Here is an 18,518-nt window from a genome sequence, read left to right as displayed (position 1 = left end):
CGTTTCCCATTCCCATCTCCTTTTTGGGCAGCTTTCGTTCCCGCAGCGTTCTGCCGGAATTTCCCCGCCGTTTTATGGTGAATAACGTTGTTTGACAGCGGGCGAACCTAACATTTTTGAATTTTTTTGTACAGATTTACATGATACTTTTTTTGTCTTGCCGTGATAAAATTTTGTATTTCGTTAAAAATCAATATTTTGATGCTTGATTCGTTGTTGTGCCCTGTTTGGGAAAAACAGAATAAAAAAGGGTTCCCTGCAAAAAACTTCTTTGCAGGGAACCCAACAAGGCTTAACAACAGGTTTTTTTATACAGATGCCTCTGTCCGACACACAGGGGCTTGGGATTTTATGGCATAAAAGCCAAAAAAGTAAGAATCAGCCCATTTCTGCGTGGAATGCCTGAAGGCTCTGTACCGCCTCCTTGCCTTCCCTGCGTGCGGCAATCCCCTTTGCCGCAGCCAGGGCCGCAGCCGGGGTGGTGATATAGGGTACCTTGAAGCGGATGGCAGCCTTGCGGATATAGGAATCATCGTGCTGGCTTTGCCTTCCGGAGGGCGTGTTCACCAGAAGCTGGATCTCGTTGTTTTTAATGGCATCGGCAATGTGGGGACGGCCCTCATGGAGCTTGAGGATCAGCTCCGCAGGAATGGCGTTTTTCGTAAGAAAGGCCTGGGAGCCCCGTGTGGCAAGAATCCGGAAACCCAGGGTGTGGAAAAGACGGGCTGCCTCCAGAATATCCTTTTTGTCCTGTTCCGCCACGGTGATGAGCACTGTCCCTTCCAGGGGAAGGGAGGCGTTGGCGGCTTCTTCTGCCTTGAAAAAGGCAAGTCCCGGAGAATGGGCAAGCCCCAGCACTTCGCCGGTGGAGCGCATTTCGGGGCCCAGTATGGGATCCACCTCCGGGAACATGGAGAAGGGGAAGACCGCCTCCTTGACCCCGAAATGGGAATACACTGCGGGTTTCAGACCCATATCCCCTATCTTTTCTCCCAGCATGGCCCGAACGGCAAGGCGGGCCATGGGAATGGCGCAGACCTTGGAAACGAGAGGCACGGTGCGGCTGGCCCTGGGATTGGCTTCGAGAATATAGACCGTATCATCGGCAATGGCGTACTGGATGTTCATGAGTCCCACAACGCCCATCTCTACGGCGATTTTTCGGGTATAGGCTTCGATGGTCTCAACATGGCGGGGGGGGATGGAAACGGGGGGAATCACGCAGGCGGAATCCCCGGAATGCACGCCCGCCATTTCGATGTGCTCCATCACCGCAGGCACAAAGGCATTCTGGCCGTCACAGATGGCATCCGCCTCTGCTTCCGTGGCGTTTTCAAGGAAACGGTCGATGAGAATGGGCCGCTCCGGAGAAACATCCACGGCTTTCTGCAGATACTCCTTGAGCGTGCTTTCATCATGCACCACTTCCATGGCCCGTCCGCCCAGCACATAGGAGGGCCGTACCATGAGGGGATAGCCGATGCGTTCTGCAATGGCGATGGCTTCTTCTTCCGTGGCCGCCATGCCGGAGTCCGGCTGGGGAATGCCGAGACGCTGCATCATGGCGTTGAAAAGCGCCCGGTCTTCGGCCATGTCGATGGTGGAAGGCGGGGTTCCCAGAATGGGGACGCCTGCGGTCTCCAGCTCCCTTGCGATATTGAGCGGTGTCTGACCGCCGAACTGCACCACAACGCCCTCGCAGCCTTCCTTTTCATAGATGGACAGCACGTCTTCCACCGTAAGGGGTTCAAAATAGAGCTTGTCCGAGGTGTCATAGTCCGTGGATACGGTCTCGGGATTGCAGTTGACCATGATGGTCTCATACCCCGCATCCTTCAGGGCAAAGGCCGTGTGCACGCAGCAGTAGTCGAACTCGATGCCCTGGCCGATGCGGTTGGGCCCGCCGCCCAGTACCATCACCTTTTTGCGGGAAGAAACGGGCACGGTGTCTGTTGCATGGTAGGTGGAATAATAATAGGCTGCATTTTCAACGCCGCTTACGGGTACAGCCTCCCATCCGGACTTCAGGCCCAGCTTTCTGCGCTGCTCCCGGATTTTTTCTTCCGGAATGGCCAGAAGTTTTGCCAGATACCTGTCTGCAAATCCGTCCTTTTTCGCCTGGATGAGGAGGGGATCAGGCAGAAGATGGCCTTTGTGTCCGAGGATTTTTTCTTCCAGATCCACAAGCTCTTTGATCTGCTGGAGGAACCAGCGCTTCACATGGGTGACCCGGTGCAGGTTTTCCAGATCCGCGCCCTTACGTAAGGCCTCATACAGAATGAAATAGCGTTCGCTGGAAGGTTCCACCAGAAGTTCCATGAGGGCTTCCAGGCTTTTTTCATGGAAATTTTTCGCAAAGCCCAGACCGTAGCGGCCAATTTCAAGGGAACGGATGGCTTTGTGCAGGGCTTCCTTGAAGTTTTTTCCGATGCTCATGACCTCACCCACGGCCCGCATCTGGGTACCGAGACGGTCATGTACGCCTGCAAATTTTTCAAAGGCCCAGCGGGCGAATTTCACCACCACATAGTCGCCCGAGGGGGTGTAGCGTTCCAGAGTACCGTCCCGCCAGTAGGGAATTTCATCCAGGGTGAGGCCTGAGGCCAGCATGGCGGAAATCAGGGCAATGGGAAAGCCTGTAGCCTTGGAGGCCAGGGCCGAGGATCTGGAGGTGCGGGGGTTGATTTCAATCACCACCACCCGGCCCGTTTCCGGGTCATGGGCGAACTGTACGTTGGTACCGCCAATGACCTCAATGGCATCCACAATGCGGTAGGCGTAGTCCTGCAATTTTTCCTGAAGAGCCTTTTCGATGGTCAGCATGGGGGCCGTGCAGAAGGAGTCCCCCGTATGCACACCCATGGCGTCCACGTTTTCAATGAAGCAGATCGTGATCTTCTGTCCTTTGGCATCCCGAACCACTTCCAGTTCCAGCTCTTCCCAGCCCCGGACGGACTCTTCGATGAGTACCTGACGCACGGGGCTGGCCGCCAGTCCCCGGCTGACAATATTTTCGAACTCTTCCATATTATAGGCAAAACCACCACCCGTTCCGCCCATGGTATACGCAGGACGCACCACCACGGGAAGCCCCATGCGTTCCACCGTGGCCATGGCCTCTTCCAGGGTGGTGACCACCTCACTTTTTGCGGTTTCAATGCCGATGGTGGCCATGGTTTTCTTAAAGGTATCCCGGTCTTCCCCCCGCTTGATGGCATCGAGGTTCACACCGATGACCTTCACCCCGTACTGGGCAAGGATTCCTGCTTCAGCCAGATCCGAAGAGAGGTTCAGGGCTGTCTGACCACCGAGGTTGGGCAGCAGGGCGTCAGGCCGCTCTTTTTTGATGATTTCCCGGAGGCTTTCCACATTCAGCGGCTCAATATAGGTGGCGTCCGCCATAGCGGGATCCGTCATGATGGTGGCGGGGTTGGAGTTGACCAGTACAATTTTGTAGCCCAGGGCCCGCAGCGCCTTGCAGGCCTGGGTGCCGGAATAGTCAAACTCACAGGCCTGGCCAATGATGATGGGGCCGGAACCGATGATGAGCACCTTATGAACATCGTGCCGTTTTGGCATAGGTATCCTCCTTGGAAGGGAAAAAGGGAAATGAAGGCCATTTTTTCGGGCGCAATATGGCAGACTTTCAAAAAATCCGCAAATACATACAAAAACGTATCCGGAGTGCGCCGAACTGCCTGCGACCCCGGATACCTTCCTGCATTTGCAGCCTTTTTCACCATTCACCTAAACCGGATCTGCTCCCATTTCATTCCGCAGTTTTTCCGGAAGCAGATTTTTCCCCATGCACCTCCTCCCATCCGCTGATCATGGCCTTCAGATGGGCAAGGGGGGTGTGGCCTGTGGTGATCATGTACACATGGATCACCACAAACATGAGAAAGAGAAAGGCTCCGGCCAGATGCAGAAGGGCAAGAAGGCCGAGATCCATGGAAAAACCCGCAAGATGCCAGTCATTGTAGACCCAGTACAGAAGTCCTGTGAGAACCTGAACCGGCACAATGGCAATGGCCACTCCGAGATAGGTGAGCCGCTGAAGGGGGTTGTGTTTGGCTTCCGCCGTCTTGGCTACAGGATGGGCTTCTCCCCGGAAAATACCTACGAGATAATACCGGATGACAGAAACCAGTTTGCGGGTGGTGGGAATGTAGTGTCTCCATTCTCCGGTGGTGGCTTCCCAGAAAAGAATGAAGGCGAAAAGAATCAGCCAGGAAATACCCAGCCGATTGTGCCAGGTCACAGCGGTTTTGAAATCCGGCCAGGGAAGATCCCCGTGTACGGCAAAGCCCGTCCAGAGCAGGGCGCAGATGAGAAGGGCCTGGGCCCAGTGCCAGAAACGTTCAAACCGCGTATAGAGGTAAATTTTTTTCATGGTTTTTTTCCTCCTCGGCCCAATGTGCGTCCAAGGGCATGAACCCCCACGCCCAATACGGAAAGAGCGGTCAGTATCCAGCCTGCCTGCGACAGGGGCCCGCCGCTGTCCCGGCCCGGCATGTAGACCCCGCCAATCCCTGCAAGGCGACTGCCGTCACGGACATGGCATTCCGCGCAGGAAAGGGCCTTCTCCTTAGGGGGCACCATGTGGGTGATGGGATAACGGAAGGTGGTCTCCACAAAGCCCACCTTGCCACTGAAGGGAAGTCCCGCAGCCGCCATGCCCTGGGCTACGGCTTTTTCCCAGTTAAAGTCAGCCCAGTAGGCACCGCTGCCCTTTGGGCCAAAGAGTTTGGGGAAGACAAGGGTTTTCAGCTCCGCATCATAGGGCTGCACACCCCGGTGTACTTTGAAGGGATAAATTCTGGCTCCCGGCTCATCGGGGGCTGTGTCCACAAAATTCACCCCCACAACGCTGGACGGATCCAGGGTATCCGTGACCAGGGTGTTCCGGATCACGCCCCTGAACCAAGCATATTCCGGTACCACATTCTTTGCCCATTCAAACACCCCCTTTTTGCTGTCATAGACGGTTCTGTCCAGAGCCCCTTTTTCTTTATAGGGTTTGCCATCCTGCATCCGTCCGGCCTGAGACCAGTCCCAGAACATCTTGGTGGGCAGCTCCCGGGCAAAGGCGGGGATGTGGCAGGTCTGACAGGCCACCTTGTCCGTATGGTCATTGAGTTTGGCCGTATTTTCATGGGGGCTGTCGCCATGACAGGCCACACAGGTAATACGGGCAGTCTGATCGTCTTCCAGGAGGCTCTTGTGTTCCTGAACCGCAGGCGTCTGGTAGCAGCGGCCTGCCACCTTATGGGCTACGGTGGTATGGCAGCGGGTACAGGAAAAATTCCCGCCCTCCGCAGACATATGCACATCAAGCTCCCTGGACGGGTTAAAGAGGGAGGAATCCAGATCCCCATGCTTCACACCGTCGCCGCCGCCACCGTAAAAATGGCAGACGCCACAGTTGTCCCGGCTGGGTCTGGCCACACTCTGGGCGGCCGTATTCCAGTCCGGCGGCTCGAAGACCTTGCCATTTTCGGGAAAACGGGTGGACTTGTCCACGGGATGGCCCGCACCGGAAGGATATTTTTCATAGCTTCCCGTCTGTTCATGGCAGACGAGACAATCAATGTTCTCCTCCTTGCTGAAATCAAAGGACGCATCTTTCCACCCGTAGCCCGCGTGACAGGAGGTGCAGCGGGCTTCGTTACCGGGGATACTGATACAGAAATTGTTCAGGGATTTTCCCGCTTTGCCCAGGCTTTCATCTTCAGAATGGGGACAGATCCAGGTCCAGTGGATGGTTTTCATGAACTGGTTTCCCGCTTCATTGTGGCAGCCGAGACAGGCCTTTGTGACTTCCGGGCCGGAGCGGAAGGGCTGGTGCAATTGCGTAAAACGGCTGTGATCCGCCGTGGTACCAGGGGGGCTGGCCCAGGCAGGCAGGGACAAGAGCAGGGCCAGGACAGATGCCCAGCCCATACCTTTTTTTTTCATGTGATCCTCCTTCTATATCCGTTTGGGTGGGGGTGCTTTGCCAAAGGGAAACCCGGCGCCTGAAAAAGGTTACAAAAAAAGAGAAGGGGTATTTGTTATGTTTTTGTTTTGTAAAACCATACACGTAATGAAAGCCGGAAGGCAAGAAAAGGAAACGGGAAAGTATTTTTGTTTCCGCTTCTGTCCGGATCCCTGCCTTAGGCTTGCCTGTACCGTAAAAGAGCACTATTCTGATCCGGATCTGTACAGCCTGCCACCCTCCAGCCCCGGGAAAAAACGCCATGCACCTTTCCGATGAAAAAGTCTGCAAGTCGAAGCCCAGCGTCGCCCTTGTTTTCCGGGAAGAAATTCCTGATATCACAGAAGCCATTATCCGCTCCTGTGAGGAACCGGGGAGCTTTACCCATATCAACCATGAGCCCATTCCCTCCAGAACGGAGGTGGTTGCCATTGTTCATGCGCTTCAGAAGCTGATTTTCCCGGGGTACTTCAGCCGGGAAACCCTGGATGCCACCAATCTGCGGTACAAGATCGGACACAGTGTCTCCCGGCTTTTTGACACCATGGCGCAGCAGATCATCCACAGCCTGCGCCACGATTGTTTCCGCTACGATCAGCCCTGCTCCCACTGCAATGAACAGGGCTATGAAACGGCCCGCAGACTTTTCAAGGCCATTCCTGAACTGCGTCGTATCCTGGCGACGGATGTCCATGCCGCCTATGATGGGGATCCTGCGGCCACAAGTCATGATGAAATTATTTTTTCCTATCCGGGCATCTTTGCCATTGCCGTGCAGCGCATGGCCCACATTCTTTACCAGGATCAGATTCCCTTTATCCCCAGAATCATGACCGAATACGCCCACAGCGTTACGGGAATTGATATCCACCCCGGAGCCATCATTGGGGAGCGTTTTGCCATTGATCACGGCACGGGTGTGGTCATCGGGGAAACCACCACCATCGGGGTCAATGTCCGCCTGTATCAGGGGGTTACCCTGGGAGCCCTCTCTCTGCCTCCGGATGCGGGAAACCGGCTGCGGGGTAGAAAACGGCATCCCACCATTGAGGATGATGTCATTATCTACGCAGGCACCACCATCCTCGGAGGGGATACGGTGATCGGCGCACGCAGCATCATCGGTGGGAATGTCTGGCTCACCGAGTCCGTGCCTCCGGATACCCTGGTGGTGATGGAAGCCCCCAGACTCAGCTACAGGACTTCGGGTGCCCAGCCCAGGCAAGGAAAGTCTTCCCATGAATGTACGTGAACTCCGCAGGGAAACCCGGCTGCCCCTTTCTCCTGAAAGGGTGTTTCACTGGCATACGCAAAAAGAGGCGCTTTTGCGTCTGAGTCCGCCCTGGGCCTGGCCCGAGAAGGTGCAGCGGGAGGGCGGCATTGAGGCGGGAGGCCGGGTTTCCATGCGTATTCCAGCGGGGCCTTTGAAGCTGGTCTGGGAAGGAAGGCATGTGGCAAGCCAGCCCCCCCTTTTTTTTAAGGACGTGCAGACCCAGGGGCCCTTTGCCCTCTGGGAGCACAGCCATTTTTTTCATCCCGACGCCGAAGGGTGCCGCATGGAGGACGTGCTGCGTTTTGCCCTGCCCGGAGGATGTCTTGGGGACATCCTCGCTGGAAAGCAGGTGGAAAAACGCCTGAAGCGTTTCTTTGCGTATCGCCATGCCATTCTCCGGGAGGACCTCTCCGCCCCTCCTGTCCGCCCCCTGAGCATCCTCATCAGCGGCAGTTCCGGTCTTGTGGCGGAAAGTCTCATGCCCGCCCTGAGTACGGCAGGCCACCGTCTGGTTCCCCTGGTTCGTAAAAGGGGGATTCCTCATACCCGTTTCTGGAATCCGGAAAAAGGAGAGGCGGATCCCGGTCTTCTCGAAGGTATTGACGTCGTACTCCACCTCGGAGGCGAACCCATTGGTGAAGGGGGCTGGACACCGGAAAAAAAGGCCCGTATTCTCCGGAGCCGCATCCAGGGAACCCGTTTTCTCGCCCAGGCCATTCGCAAGGCCCATACGCCGCCCCAGGTTTTTCTTTCCGCTTCGGCCATTGGTTACTATGGTAACCGTAAAGGAAGCAGCCTCCGAGAGTCGGATGGCAGAGGGGAGGGCTTTCTGGCAGGGGTCTGCCAGAGCTGGGAGGAAGAGGCCATGGCTGTGCAGGATATCTGTTCTGTCATCTGCCTGCGCATCGGTATTGGCTTAAGCCCGAGGGGCGGGGCACTGGCCCGGCTCTATCCCCTGTTTTCCATGGGGCTTGGGGGTGTCATCGGCAGGGGACAGGGCTGGATGAGCTGGATTGCCATGGAAGATCTGGTGCGGGCCATTCGTTTTCTTGTGCAGACGCCGGGAATTTCAGGGCCTGTGAATCTTACGGCTCCCCAGCCCGTCAGGGCGGAAGCGTTTGCGCGTACTCTGGGACGGATTCTGCACCGGCCCGCAGTGCTGCGTATGCCCCGGGAGATGCTTCAGCTTTTTCTGGGAGAGATGGGGCGGGAGGTGATTCTGACCAGCGCCCGTGTTCTTCCCGCAAAACTGGAGGCGGCAGGTTTTCGTTTCCGTTATCCAGACCTTGAAAGTGCCCTGACCATGCTGCTGGGAACTGAAGCCGGAGGAGCGGATCGCCCATGATGAGGATTCGCTCATCCGGTTGAAGCAACGCGACCTTATTTTCAAACTGTGCAATGAGGGGGTTCATGACATCTTTTTATAGGCGCAGCATCACCCTGCTGATGATGCTGGCCATGGCCTTTGGATTTTTTCATCTTTTTGTTCCAGGGGATGCCCTTCCCTATGACTTTGAACGCCTGCACATTTTTCTTTTCAACCTGTGCAGCGGTGGCAGCCTCATCCTTTTTTATACCCGGAGGGAACTGCCACCCGGCCCTGGCATTCCCGCCTTTTTGATTCTCAGCCTTAGCTTTGCCGTCTCAGCCTTTCTGGAACGGTATCTGCCTGCCATGGCCTGTGCCCTTCTCCTCGCCCTTCTGGTAGAATCGGAAAGAATCCGGATGTTTTCTTTTTTCCCCATGGATTTTTTCAGAAATCGGGTACCCGTTTCCCGGAAGTTTCATCAGGCGTCTCTGCTTTGTCTTTCCATGGGCCTTTTCATTTCCGTTCCCGTGATGTTCAATGAAAGTTACGGCAACTGGATTTCCATGGAAAAACTTACCCTGAACACCTTTTTTCTGGGATTTTCCTTTCCCGTTTCCCTCATCACCATGAGCGTCATGTTCCGCCTTATCGGTGACAACCGGGTTCGGATCACGCGGGTGCTGAAAAATATCGGTTTCTGGTCTGTCAATCTCGGAGTCATCCTCTTTTTTTTCTTCATCCTTTTTGAATGGCCCTCTCTTCAGCTTTTTATCTCCCTTGTGCTTTTCGGAGCCGTACTGCTCATTCTTATCCTCTTTCTCCAGGATCGCAGACAGGCCCAGGAAAAGGCCTTTCTCACCTCGGGCATGTTTTTTCTTGTGTTTACGGGTATCAGCGGTATCGCCTACATCCTCCTTGAAATGACCTCCTTCTATACCCCGGAAACCGGTAAGATCCTTTTAAAAATGCACAGCTTCGCTTCTCTCTACGGGTGGAATCTCAGCGGTCTGGTTGTGATCATGCGCTACAGGGATTTTCCCATACAACTGCATTCCCGCAGTCTTATTCTCACCCACTGGCTGGTGGTACTGGTCCTGGCCCCTCTGGGGTATTTTTCGCCCTTTGCCGCTGTGCTCGCCACCCTTGGCTATGCGGTGCTTCTGGAAATTCTGTTTTTCAGTGCCAGGAGCCTGACAGGGGTCGGAAGGGAGGATGTTCTTCCCCGGGAAATCTGAGACAACTCTGTCCTGAAAAAACAGAAACTATGTTTTTTTTTCAGATCCGGAAGTGAGCAGGGGCGGGGCTTCAAGGCATAGCGATTTTGTTGGCGTATTTTTTGCTTTCTTTCAGTCAAGACGTTTTTGTACCGGATTCTGAAAAGGAGATTCGCCATGACGGAAAAAGAACGGAAGCGTTACAGGGTTACCATGGCCTGCCCTCAGTGCGGATGCAGTGCCGTTGCCAATCTCTCCAGGGAAGAACTCCGGAAACGGTTTCCCGATGTCCCCAATGTGGAGCTGGAATGCCATGAGTGTCTTTTAAAATACGAGGCTGCCAGGGCTGATGTCTGTCCGGAGTGGGATATGGAATGCCGCATGATGCGGGAAGGAAAGGCAGAAGGCTGAGTTTTTGGAGTTTCAATAGATAAAGAAACTTTTTTGTATTGACAAACATCGCAGTGGTATTGCCATAGTCCTCGCTAAATATTTTTAGTCCTGAAAAAAACCTCTCCAGGTTTTGTCACCACTTCATGTACTGGTTTAAAAAAGAAACGCCTCCGCAAGCCCCTTGCAGAGGCAAACAAGACTTCCGAAGAAAGGAAAGAAAATGGCCTTTGACTTCAATGCAAATGAAATTTTTGAGATGGCTGTTCAGATCGAGCAAAATGGGGTGAAATTTTACAGAAACGCCGCTGAAAAAGTTCAGAATCAGGCAGAAAAGGATCTTCTTCTCCAGCTGGCGGAAATGGAAGTGGATCACGGGAACACCTTTACGGAGATGAAGCGCAGCCTTACCGAAGATGAAAAAGCCAAAACCGTGTTTGATCCTGAAAATGAAACACTTCTGTATCTTAAAGCCCTGGCCGATACCCGGGTATTTTTTCAGAAAACCATTGATACCAGCAGCATGAAGGAGATCCTGAAAGAAGCCATTGTGGCAGAAAAGGACTCCATCGTATTCTATCTCGGTATGAAGGAACTGGTTCCCGCAGGCAAGGGCAAAAATCGCCTGGATGCCATCATCAAGGAAGAAATGGGCCATATCCGCCTTCTCAGCAAGGAACTCATGTCGGTCAAATAAGAATGACAGAGGAGATTTTTCCTCTCCTCCAGGTCTTGCATGGACAACAATCAAAACGCATACCTTTTTCAGGTATGCGTTTTTGCATTTGTCCGGTAAAATCGCCAGGTCGTTCGCTTGACAGAAGGCGGGCAGTCTCCGTCCGGTGGAAAAGGATTCTGATCGTACAAGGATTTCAGGTAACGGAGACTCTGGAGAAAGTGTTCATCCTTCGGGAAAGTGATTCCCATAGAGGGCTGCATGGGCTTTTTCGTCGGGAAGAATGGTTTTCAGGATACGTGCCAGTCCCGGATCTTCACACAGGGGCAGATCCTGTTCTATTCGTCTGACAGCACCGGTTTCAATGTGGCGGAGTTTTTTCATTTTGCTTTGAAGGGACAGGGGGCGCATGAAAAAAGCCAGCATGCGGCCTCCCATCATCCAGAAAAGCCGGCCTTTCAGCTTTTTCCCGGTACTTTTCTGGAAAAGTTTGGCAAAAAGCCTGCCATGTTTATATTCATCCTGGCTGAACCTTGAAAAGCAGGCAGCAAGCTCAGGCTCCTTTGCCGAATACTGGGAGGCAAGGCTCCTGTACAGTCCAGCCCCGACCATTTCCATACGAAATGCCCTTTTTACAGCTTCTTTGACGACAGCCATCAATGACCTCCTTCAGGGTTTCCCCCGTTCAGATGAAACATTTCCTTGAATTCCCCATGGCTGAAGAGATCCTGCATCCAGCCAATCCTGTCTGGCACCGCATAAAAAGGCTGTTCCCGGAAATGGCGTATGAAGGGTTCGTAATACGCTTCTTCGAAACGTAAAATCCGTTGTCCCAGCATATCCTGTACCCGCATGCCTTCCGGTCTGTGATACCGCAGTTGTTTTGCATCCAGCATTCCCATGTCGGCAAAGGCCTTCACCTTGTTGGTGCAGCGGCAGGGATTTTCCGGATTCACATGACCGCAGATGCCCTCCATGTAACCTGCAACCTTTCTCCGACTCCGGGAAAGTTTCTGCCGGAAATTTTCCCGGCTGATTTCCATGATGATCGTTCCTTCCTCGTCCCGGAGTCCAAAGACGGCTCCCAGAAGAAAAACCATCCGGTCAATTCGTTTCAGGCAAAGAAGCATCCCCATCATGCAGCCCGTTTTCAGTTCTTCCGCCAGAAGGGCCGTTTCCGGATGGGACGCTGCGTGGTTATCGGGTAGTTTTTCGATGAGGGAGACATAGGTATCAAAGTCATGGATCCGGACTTCAAACTTCTTTTTCCGCATATTGAGGGTATGGTTCACCACGATGCGGTAGAGCCAGGTACGAAAGGCTCCCTTGGCCGGGTTGTAGGAGGCGAGGCTGGTCATGATGCGGATGAGGATCTCCTGGGTGATGTCCTTCGCATCCTCATGATCCATGATCATCTTGAAGGCGATGTTGTAGATCCATGCCTGATGTCGGAGCATGAGCGTTTCCAGAGCCTGGGCATCTCCCTCCAGAATACGGCTTATGAGCCGGGTGTCCGGGTCTTTCCGGATCTGGTCTTCCTGTTCATACACAGTTTTCATGTCTCGAATCCTTGTGGGAGCGGGTGTCACTTCTTTTCAGGGGCTGATACAAAAAAGAGGTGGCCTTGTGACAGGATCGTGTTTTTTCTTGGTGAGCGCATGGTTTTTTAAAGAGATCCATGGTGGTTGAGGGGAGCGGATGATACTCCAAAAAGGAGAGCAGGCACATGCATGTTTGGGATGATTCGGAGAGAAACAGGAGTGTTTCTCTCCATAAGTGGGAATAAGGTTGGGCAGGAGCCGCACGCATGGTTCTGTGAGAGGGCCAGTAAGAAAAAGGGCACTCTGTACGCTCCGGGGGATATTATTCCATTCTTCCTTCCTCGGCCACCAGGGTCAGACCTTCGGGATCACAGATTTCCAGGGTACTGCCCGTGACATGCAGATACCCCGCAGACACCATACGTCCCAAGATCCGGGAAAGGGTTTCCGGGCTGGTGCCCAGAAGACTTGCTAACTGGGCCTTGGAAAGGGGCAGCACCAGAGACGTTTCTCCGCCGCATTCTTCTTTCAGGGTATTGAGATAGGCGGCGAGGCGGGCGGGAACCTCCTTTAAGGCCAGATGTTCAATCTGGGTGGTGAACACCCGAAGGCGTCGGGACAAGACTGCCAGCATGGCAAGGGCCAGTTCAGGCATCTCCCGGAGTTTCCGGATAAAGGCTTCTCTGGGAAGAAAAAAAAGATGGCAGATTTCCAGGGTCTGGGCACTGGCCGGATAGGGCATACCGGCAAACATGGGGACTTCCCCCACGGGTTCTCCCGGCCCCAGAATATGCAGAATCTTTTCCTTGCCTTCCGGGGTCGCCTTAAAAATTTTCACCTTACCGGACAAAACCACAAAAAAGCCCTTTGCAGTTTCTCCTTCCTGAAACAACAGTTCTCCCCGCAGGCTTTCCCGGCTTCGTCCCATGGCGGAGACAGCGGCCAGTGCCGTATCCTCCAGCCCCGAGAACAGGGCACTCTGGGCCAGAGCTTCGGCCAGATCCGTATCGTTCATTTTTTTCCTTTCATTTTCAGAGCTCTTGACCTGTATCAAGTTTTTTTTTCATAAAAACCGTATGCTGTACCTGACATGACATTTGCCCCACTTCAGAAGGAGGACGCCCATGAAAATCTTACGGGATATTGTTGAAATTGATGAAGCAAAATGTGATGGCTGCGGACACTGTATCCCTTCCTGTGCCGAAGGGGCTCTTGCCCTTGTGGATGGCAAGGCCCGTGTAATCCGGGATCCCCTCTGTGATGGTCTCGGTGCCTGTCTCGGGGCCTGCCCCCAGGGAGCGCTGCGTATTGTTAAAAAGGAAACCCAGCCCTTTGACGAAGCTGCCGTGCATGCCCATCTCAGGGAAGGGGGCTGTCCTTCGGAACAGTCCATGGATACCCTGACGAGAGATACACCGTCTATGGCGTCCTCCCTTTCCCACTGGCCTATCCAGCTTCGGCTGATTCCGCCCACAGCTCCTTTTCTTAAAAATGCCGATCTCCTGATTCTTGCAGACTGTTCTGCTGTGGCCGATCCCAGACTGCACCAGGATCTTTTACCCGGCAAGGCGGTACTCATGACCTGTCCCAAGCTTGATAACGGTGAGGAGGCTGTGGAGCGTCTGGCTGCCATCTTCCGGCAGGCCGGCGTTCGTTCCCTTACGGCGGTTATGATGGAAGTTCCCTGTTGCGGAGGGCTTTCCCATATTCTCAGACAAGCCCTGAAGCGGGCCGAAAGCCCCCTTGAAATTGAGGAAGTCATTATTCAGCGTACAGGAAGGCGGGGACGTCCTGTCCTTGCTCCTCAGCCGCCGCAATTTTTCTGATGCCGGAAGGAACACCGTCCGGGTTCCGGTGTGCTGACTTTCTCTGCCGCTTCTCCTGGACGGAGGGCAGGGCTTGTCCAGAACCATGCAGTTCTGATTCCCCATCTGCCGCAGAGGGACAGTCTTCCCCAGAGGCGTTGTGTAACCGGAAAGGGGCATGGAGGCTCCTTTCTTGATGAAGGCTCTGCTCCTTGAAATTTATGGACATTAAAAAAACAATTCTTTAAAAGGAGAAGGACATGTACGAGCTGCTTTCCCTGCTGCTTCTCTTCGGTATCTGGTACCTGCTTCAGACATGGATTCTGCCGAAGATGGGGATTTCCACCTGACTGAGGGGGGCTTGTCAGGTGACAAGAACAGGAGAAAATCATCAAAAGCACAACAAAGGATATTCCCCGGAAACAGGATCCGGATCTGGAGCTGGTTCTGGCGATTAACCAGGGGGAAACCCTGCGTTTTGAGGATCTGGTGCGGCGCTATCAGGATCGTCTGTACAACTTCGGCCTGAGAATCTGCAAGGATTCCCAGGATGCCGAAGATCTCGTGCAGGAAACCTTTATCAATATCTTTCGGTATATGAATGGCTTCCGTCAGGAAAGTCTTTTCAGAAACTGGGTATACCGGATTGCCGTCAGCGTCTGTATTAAAATGCGGCGGCGATCCAAATTTTCCCCTGAAAAGGAGCTTTCTCTGGAGGATGTACTTCCCGGTGATGCCGCCCTGGCAGCGGAAGAACTTCCCGAATGGGCAAAACAGCCCGCAGAGCGTCTTCTGAACGAGGAGCTGGGGGCAAAAATCAAGGCCGCCATTGACGAACTGCCCCCCACCTATCGCCTGGTTGTGGTACTTCGGGACATGGAGGATTTTTCCACAGAAGAAACCGCCAGGATTCTCGATATTTCCCAGGCCAATGTCAAGGTTCGGCTCCACAGGGCGCGCTTTTACATCCGGGAAGCCCTGAAAGGATATTTCGCCCATGACCCAGTCAACTCCTGAAATTCCAGCCCATTGTCTGGCACTTTTTGACCTTTTTTCCGCCTATGTGGACGGAGAACTGCAAGGAGAGGAGCGCAGGAAGCTGGAGGATCATTTGCAAAACTGTCCCAAATGCCGGGTCTGCCTGGCCACCCTTACCCAGAGCATCCGCATCTGCAAGAAGGTGGGTACCCGGCCCGTCCCCCAGTCCCTCTCCCTCAAGCTGGAAAACCTTGCCCGGAACCTTCGGGTCTCCCCGCACTGATTTCCGGATCCGAAAGATGTGTTGACCATGATCAAGAAAAATCCTTTTGGCACAACCCTCAAAGAACAGCTCCGGGCCAATGCCCTGGATAAGGCCCATCTCTTCCTTCTTGCAGACGGACGCATCCGGGGAGGATTGGTACATGCCACCCGTATGATCCATGAGATGCGGGCCAATCACGACCTGGGCATTCTGGAAACTCTGGTGTTGGGCCACGCCTACATGGCGGCCTGTCTCATGGCGACCTCTCTTAAGGGAGAGGATCGTATTCAGCTTAAAATTTCCTGTTCCGGCCCTGTTCGCGGTCTCAGTGTGGATGCCAATGCCCTGGGAGAAGTTCGGGGCTACCTGTATGAGAATCCCATCCCCGTCAAAGCGCCTGTGGAAAATTTCAATCTTTCCCCCTTTTTTGGTGCCGGTTTTCTGACCCTTACCCGGCATACCCAGACAGCACGCCAGCCCTTTACGGGGCAGGTGGCTCTGGCCTATGGCAATATCGCCGAGGATGTGGCGCACTACTATGCCACATCGGAACAGACACCCACGGCCCTTGCCTTAAGTATACAGTTTGACAGTGAGGGGGAGGTGAGGGGAGCCGGAGGACTCCTGCTTCAGGCCATGCCCGGTGCCACAGCCGATGAGGTGGCCGCTCTGGAAGGACAGGTGGCCACCCTGGAAAGCCTCGGAGAAGCCTTCAGCGGCGGCAGAGAAGCGGAAGGTCTGATTCTTGAGACCTTTGCCTCGCTGAAGCCCCATATCCTTGACAGCCACAGGGTAGAGTTTTTTTGCAGATGTACGGAAGAGCAGATGGGAGCCTATCTGAAAGGCTTACCCCAGGAAGATAAAAAAGATATTTTGAAAAAAGGTCCTTTTCCTCTGGAAATTACCTGCCACAACTGCAATTCCCGTTACATCTTCCCAAAGGAGACTCTTGCCGCTATTCTCTGAGAATCCGAGCTCTCAGGGGGGACGTGGGCAATACAAAAGGGGGGCTTGGCGTATCCGCCATCCCCCCCTTGTTTTTTGGCACAGAGAAATATCTGAAAATCAATTCGGGCAGCATGGCCCGGCTCTATCGCTTAAAAACGGATCTCGTATCCCAGCAGAAGATTGTAATCTTCCTTGCTCCATTTCCGACCCTTTTCCTCAAAATCCACGGAAATTCTTCTGAGATCCAGGCGTACGCTGGCATTCTTCAATACATGGAACCCCAGCCCCCCACGCACTTCCCAATAATACTCTCCGTCCTGCCAGGTCAGGGGCTTGGGAGATCCTGAAAACTGTCCGTCCAGGCTGACAGGAATGGGCAGCGGATTCAGGCTGGCATCCAGCTCATAGTCCATGCCAAAAAGAAAGGCGATGCCCGAAGCCATGCCATCCCCACCGGAACGTCCATCCTCTGCATCCATGTAAAAACCTCTGAAGCCCACGGTAAAGGCAAGCCCGGGACTCAGCTGGTCATTTTTCACGGCAAGAATACCGGAAAGCATTTTGTACTGTTCGTCCTTGTACACGCCTTCCCCCCCCAGTGTCATGAACCCGTGGGGGGTTTTCATGTCTCCCATGAGAGAGCCTGCCACACTGGCATGGTTCACATACAGCCCCAGCCCCATGTCCGCATGGGCAGGAATCCAGCCGAGCATCAAAAGTAAAGCCATGCAGCATCCAAACCGCTTCATTATTGTTCCTCTTCCTGATAAAAGACAAGTCATTACGCCCCCTTTCGGGGGAGGGTCATACAGTTTCAAACGGCTATTTGGGAGCATCCAGCCGAACCACCAGTACGGGTACGGGACAGCGACGGATAACCCCATTGGCCGTACTGCCCAGAAGCAGATCCTCAAATTTGCTGTGACCACGGGTACCCATAACCACGATATCAAAGTTCCCTTCCACGGCTGTGTCAATGATGGTCTTCACGGGATGCCCCACTTTGACCATTACGTTTTCACAGCATGTCTGGCAATCTCCCACCTCTTCATGAAGTTCCGCGCAGGTTTCCTCAATACGTTTTAAAACGGCATCTTTGGCACTGGCAAGACGTTCTTCCGTGAGGGAACGCCACCGGTCGATGCCAAAGTAAAGATCCATGTCAATACCCGTGGACAGGGTCATCTCTTCATAGATGTCGGGGATGACATGGAGACTGGACATTTCTGCTCCGTAACGGCCGGAAAGGCTCACTGCATAGCGCATGGCATCCCGTGCAGTTTCCGAAAGATCCGTGGCATAGAGAACTTTTTTAATGGACTGATACATGGCAACCTCCCTGTTGAAGTCAACAAAGCTTCCCTGCATGACAGATTGATGCAAGATCAGGAATACGCCCAACCATTGTAGAAAATCCCAGCCCCAAAAAGCAAGGACTAAGAGGGAGGATATGAAAAGCAATAAAAAAAGGCTTACGGTATTTGTCCGTAAACCTTTGCTTTATGATTGGCGGGAGCGACGGGACTCGAACCCGCGACCTCCGGCGTGACAGGCCGGCGTTCTAACCAACTGAACTACACCCCCATTTTTTGCTGGTGGGCGAAACAGGGATCGAACCTGTGACCCACGGCTTGTAAGGCCGTTGCTCTCCCAGCTGAGCTATTCGCCCTTCTTGCAGCCATCCTGCCGCTACAAAAGTACGGACTATCTAGCAGCATATTTTTTTCACGTCAAGTCATAAGAAACGATGCATCAGGAAAAATTGTATTGCGGGAAATCCTTGTCTTTTCCACGGGAGGCATGTGGTTGAAACAGGCGTTTTTATTTAGGGCACGCTCCCTGAGTATGTGATTGAAGAGGCAGGAACAAAAAAAGACTTACGGAGCAATCCGCAAGTCTTTGTTTTTTTGTTGGCGGGAGCGACGGGACTCGAACCCGCGACCTCCGGCGTGACAGGCCGGCGTTCTAACCAACTGAACTACACCCCCATTTTTTGCTGGTGGGCGAAACAGGGATCGAACCTGTGACCCACGGCTTGTAAGGCCGTTGCTCTCCCAGCTGAGCTATTCGCCCTTCTTGCAGCCATCCTTCCGCCGCAAAAGCGAGATCTATCTACCAGCAGGTCTTTTCCGCGTCAAGCAA

The 18,518-nt window shown here is 53.7% G+C and carries 17 protein-coding genes and 4 tRNA genes; 9 read left to right on the top strand and 12 right to left on the bottom strand.

The window, feature by feature from the left end; translation table 11 throughout:
• Positions 1 to 378 precede the first annotated feature (378 nt).
• The 3 genes from carB to BR04_RS05645 all read right to left on the bottom strand — a co-directional run bounded on the left by carB (position 379) and on the right by BR04_RS05645 (position 5,958).
• Positions 379 to 3,579 (bottom strand): carbamoyl-phosphate synthase large subunit, encoded by a 3,201-nt coding sequence (gene carB, locus BR04_RS05655; RefSeq protein WP_496355025.1) that lies wholly within the window; start codon positions 3,577 to 3,579, stop codon positions 379 to 381.
• Positions 3,580 to 3,769: 190 nt separating this feature from the next.
• On the bottom strand, positions 3,770 to 4,393 hold the full coding sequence (locus tag BR04_RS05650; protein ID WP_496355024.1) for a cytochrome b/b6 domain-containing protein: 624 nt from the start codon (positions 4,391 to 4,393) through the stop codon (positions 3,770 to 3,772).
• Positions 4,390 to 5,958 carry a tetrathionate reductase family octaheme c-type cytochrome gene (locus BR04_RS05645; RefSeq protein WP_496355023.1) on the bottom strand — a complete coding sequence of 523 codons (1,569 nt, stop codon included), beginning with the start codon at positions 5,956 to 5,958 and terminating at the stop codon, positions 4,390 to 4,392. The genes BR04_RS05650 and BR04_RS05645 overlap by 4 nt, the downstream gene beginning before the upstream one ends.
• Before the next feature lie 281 nt (positions 5,959 to 6,239).
• On the opposite strand from BR04_RS05645, the gene epsC reads away from it, so the two are divergent.
• The 5 genes from epsC (at position 6,240) to BR04_RS05620 (ending at position 10,860) form a co-directional block, all read left to right on the top strand.
• The gene (gene epsC / locus BR04_RS05640; RefSeq protein WP_496355022.1) at positions 6,240 to 7,229 is read left to right on the top strand and encodes a serine O-acetyltransferase EpsC; all 990 of its coding nucleotides are present in this window, start codon (positions 6,240 to 6,242) and stop codon (positions 7,227 to 7,229) included.
• A complete protein-coding gene (locus BR04_RS05635; protein ID WP_496355021.1) occupies positions 7,216 to 8,595 on the top strand; it encodes a TIGR01777 family oxidoreductase in 1,380 nt (459 codons plus the stop codon). The genes epsC and BR04_RS05635 overlap by 14 nt, the downstream gene beginning before the upstream one ends.
• A gap of 65 nt (positions 8,596 to 8,660) precedes the next feature.
• Entirely contained in the window at positions 8,661 to 9,794 is a 1,134-nt protein-coding gene (locus tag BR04_RS05630) for a hypothetical protein (protein ID WP_496355020.1), read from the top strand.
• 156 nt (positions 9,795 to 9,950) lie between these two features.
• Complete coding sequence (locus tag BR04_RS05625; RefSeq protein WP_496355019.1) at positions 9,951 to 10,184, top strand: hypothetical protein; 234 nt, start codon at positions 9,951 to 9,953, stop codon at positions 10,182 to 10,184.
• Between the two features lie 202 nt (positions 10,185 to 10,386).
• Entirely contained in the window at positions 10,387 to 10,860 is a 474-nt protein-coding gene (locus tag BR04_RS05620) for a ferritin-like domain-containing protein (protein ID WP_496355018.1), read from the top strand.
• Positions 10,861 to 11,064: 204 nt separating this feature from the next.
• Here BR04_RS05620 and BR04_RS05615 read toward each other — a convergent pair whose 3' ends face one another.
• The 3 genes from BR04_RS05615 to BR04_RS05605 all read right to left on the bottom strand — a co-directional run bounded on the left by BR04_RS05615 (position 11,065) and on the right by BR04_RS05605 (position 13,395).
• Positions 11,065 to 11,496, bottom strand: coding sequence for a ferritin-like domain-containing protein (locus BR04_RS05615; RefSeq protein ID WP_496355017.1), 432 nt, complete (start codon positions 11,494 to 11,496; stop codon positions 11,065 to 11,067).
• Positions 11,496 to 12,398, bottom strand: coding sequence for an RNA polymerase sigma factor (locus BR04_RS05610; protein WP_496355016.1), 903 nt, complete (start codon positions 12,396 to 12,398; stop codon positions 11,496 to 11,498). Before BR04_RS05610 ends, BR04_RS05615 begins: the two co-directional genes overlap by 1 nt.
• 304 nt (positions 12,399 to 12,702) lie before the next feature.
• On the bottom strand, positions 12,703 to 13,395 hold the full coding sequence (locus BR04_RS05605; RefSeq protein ID WP_496355015.1) for a Crp/Fnr family transcriptional regulator: 693 nt from the start codon (positions 13,393 to 13,395) through the stop codon (positions 12,703 to 12,705).
• A 109-nt stretch (positions 13,396 to 13,504) separates the two neighbouring features.
• Here BR04_RS05605 and BR04_RS05600 point away from each other — a divergent pair, with 109 nt between their 5' ends.
• The 4 genes from BR04_RS05600 (at position 13,505) to BR04_RS05585 (ending at position 16,394) form a co-directional block, all read left to right on the top strand.
• The gene (locus tag BR04_RS05600; RefSeq protein ID WP_496355014.1) at positions 13,505 to 14,206 is read left to right on the top strand and encodes an ATP-binding protein; all 702 of its coding nucleotides are present in this window, start codon (positions 13,505 to 13,507) and stop codon (positions 14,204 to 14,206) included.
• A 468-nt stretch (positions 14,207 to 14,674) separates the two neighbouring features.
• Entirely contained in the window at positions 14,675 to 15,202 is a 528-nt protein-coding gene (locus tag BR04_RS05595; RefSeq protein ID WP_496355013.1) for an RNA polymerase sigma factor, read from the top strand.
• Positions 15,183 to 15,446 (top strand): anti-sigma factor family protein, encoded by a 264-nt coding sequence (locus tag BR04_RS05590; RefSeq protein ID WP_496355012.1) that lies wholly within the window; start codon positions 15,183 to 15,185, stop codon positions 15,444 to 15,446. The genes BR04_RS05595 and BR04_RS05590 overlap by 20 nt, the downstream gene beginning before the upstream one ends.
• Positions 15,447 to 15,473: 27 nt before the next feature.
• Complete coding sequence (locus BR04_RS05585) at positions 15,474 to 16,394, top strand: Hsp33 family molecular chaperone HslO (protein ID WP_496355011.1); 921 nt, start codon at positions 15,474 to 15,476, stop codon at positions 16,392 to 16,394.
• A 131-nt stretch (positions 16,395 to 16,525) separates the two neighbouring features.
• Here the strand turns inward: BR04_RS05585 and BR04_RS05580 are convergent, their stop codons facing one another.
• The 6 genes from BR04_RS05580 to BR04_RS05555 all read right to left on the bottom strand — a co-directional run bounded on the left by BR04_RS05580 (position 16,526) and on the right by BR04_RS05555 (position 18,449).
• A complete protein-coding gene (locus BR04_RS05580) occupies positions 16,526 to 17,104 on the bottom strand; it encodes a YfaZ family protein (RefSeq protein WP_496355010.1) in 579 nt (192 codons plus the stop codon).
• Positions 17,105 to 17,198: 94 nt separating this feature from the next.
• The gene (locus tag BR04_RS05575; protein ID WP_496355009.1) at positions 17,199 to 17,705 is read right to left on the bottom strand and encodes a universal stress protein; all 507 of its coding nucleotides are present in this window, start codon (positions 17,703 to 17,705) and stop codon (positions 17,199 to 17,201) included.
• A 178-nt stretch (positions 17,706 to 17,883) separates the two neighbouring features.
• Positions 17,884 to 17,960, bottom strand: a tRNA-Asp gene (locus tag BR04_RS05570).
• Positions 17,961 to 17,969: 9 nt separating this feature from the next.
• Positions 17,970 to 18,045: transfer RNA gene (locus BR04_RS05565), tRNA-Val, on the bottom strand.
• 242 nt (positions 18,046 to 18,287) lie between these two features.
• Positions 18,288 to 18,364 (bottom strand) — tRNA-Asp (locus BR04_RS05560).
• Between the two features lie 9 nt (positions 18,365 to 18,373).
• Positions 18,374 to 18,449 (bottom strand) — tRNA-Val (locus BR04_RS05555).
• Positions 18,450 to 18,518: the final 69 nt, after the last annotated feature.

The organism is Desulfobotulus sapovorans DSM 2055, from assembly GCF_059569355.1.
Note: the sequence above shows the minus strand (reverse complement) of the source record. Positions and strands in the feature narration are given on the sequence as shown.

What these genes read in the sequence shown, in the direction of transcription:
- BR04_RS05650 (WP_496355024.1), bottom strand. Translation starts at nt 4,393, where the DNA reads ATGAAAAAAATTTACCTCTATACGCGGTTTGAACGTTTCTGGCACTGG.
- BR04_RS05580 (WP_496355010.1), bottom strand. Translation starts at nt 17,104, where the DNA reads ATGGCTTTACTTTTGATGCTCGGCTGGATTCCTGCCCATGCGGACATG.
- BR04_RS05630 (WP_496355020.1), top strand. Translation starts at nt 8,661, where the DNA reads ATGACATCTTTTTATAGGCGCAGCATCACCCTGCTGATGATGCTGGCC.
- BR04_RS05610 (WP_496355016.1), bottom strand. Translation starts at nt 12,398, where the DNA reads ATGAAAACTGTGTATGAACAGGAAGACCAGATCCGGAAAGACCCGGAC.
- BR04_RS05635 (WP_496355021.1), top strand. Translation starts at nt 7,216, where the DNA reads ATGAATGTACGTGAACTCCGCAGGGAAACCCGGCTGCCCCTTTCTCCT.
- BR04_RS05625 (WP_496355019.1), top strand. Translation starts at nt 9,951, where the DNA reads ATGACGGAAAAAGAACGGAAGCGTTACAGGGTTACCATGGCCTGCCCT.
- BR04_RS05620 (WP_496355018.1), top strand. Translation starts at nt 10,387, where the DNA reads ATGGCCTTTGACTTCAATGCAAATGAAATTTTTGAGATGGCTGTTCAG.
- BR04_RS05605 (WP_496355015.1), bottom strand. Translation starts at nt 13,395, where the DNA reads ATGAACGATACGGATCTGGCCGAAGCTCTGGCCCAGAGTGCCCTGTTC.
- BR04_RS05600 (WP_496355014.1), top strand. Translation starts at nt 13,505, where the DNA reads ATGAAAATCTTACGGGATATTGTTGAAATTGATGAAGCAAAATGTGAT.
- carB (WP_496355025.1), bottom strand. Translation starts at nt 3,579, where the DNA reads ATGCCAAAACGGCACGATGTTCATAAGGTGCTCATCATCGGTTCCGGC.
- BR04_RS05590 (WP_496355012.1), top strand. Translation starts at nt 15,183, where the DNA reads ATGACCCAGTCAACTCCTGAAATTCCAGCCCATTGTCTGGCACTTTTT.
- BR04_RS05645 (WP_496355023.1), bottom strand. Translation starts at nt 5,958, where the DNA reads ATGAAAAAAAAAGGTATGGGCTGGGCATCTGTCCTGGCCCTGCTCTTG.
- BR04_RS05585 (WP_496355011.1), top strand. Translation starts at nt 15,474, where the DNA reads ATGATCAAGAAAAATCCTTTTGGCACAACCCTCAAAGAACAGCTCCGG.
- BR04_RS05615 (WP_496355017.1), bottom strand. Translation starts at nt 11,496, where the DNA reads ATGGCTGTCGTCAAAGAAGCTGTAAAAAGGGCATTTCGTATGGAAATG.
- epsC (WP_496355022.1), top strand. Translation starts at nt 6,240, where the DNA reads ATGCACCTTTCCGATGAAAAAGTCTGCAAGTCGAAGCCCAGCGTCGCC.
- BR04_RS05575 (WP_496355009.1), bottom strand. Translation starts at nt 17,705, where the DNA reads ATGTATCAGTCCATTAAAAAAGTTCTCTATGCCACGGATCTTTCGGAA.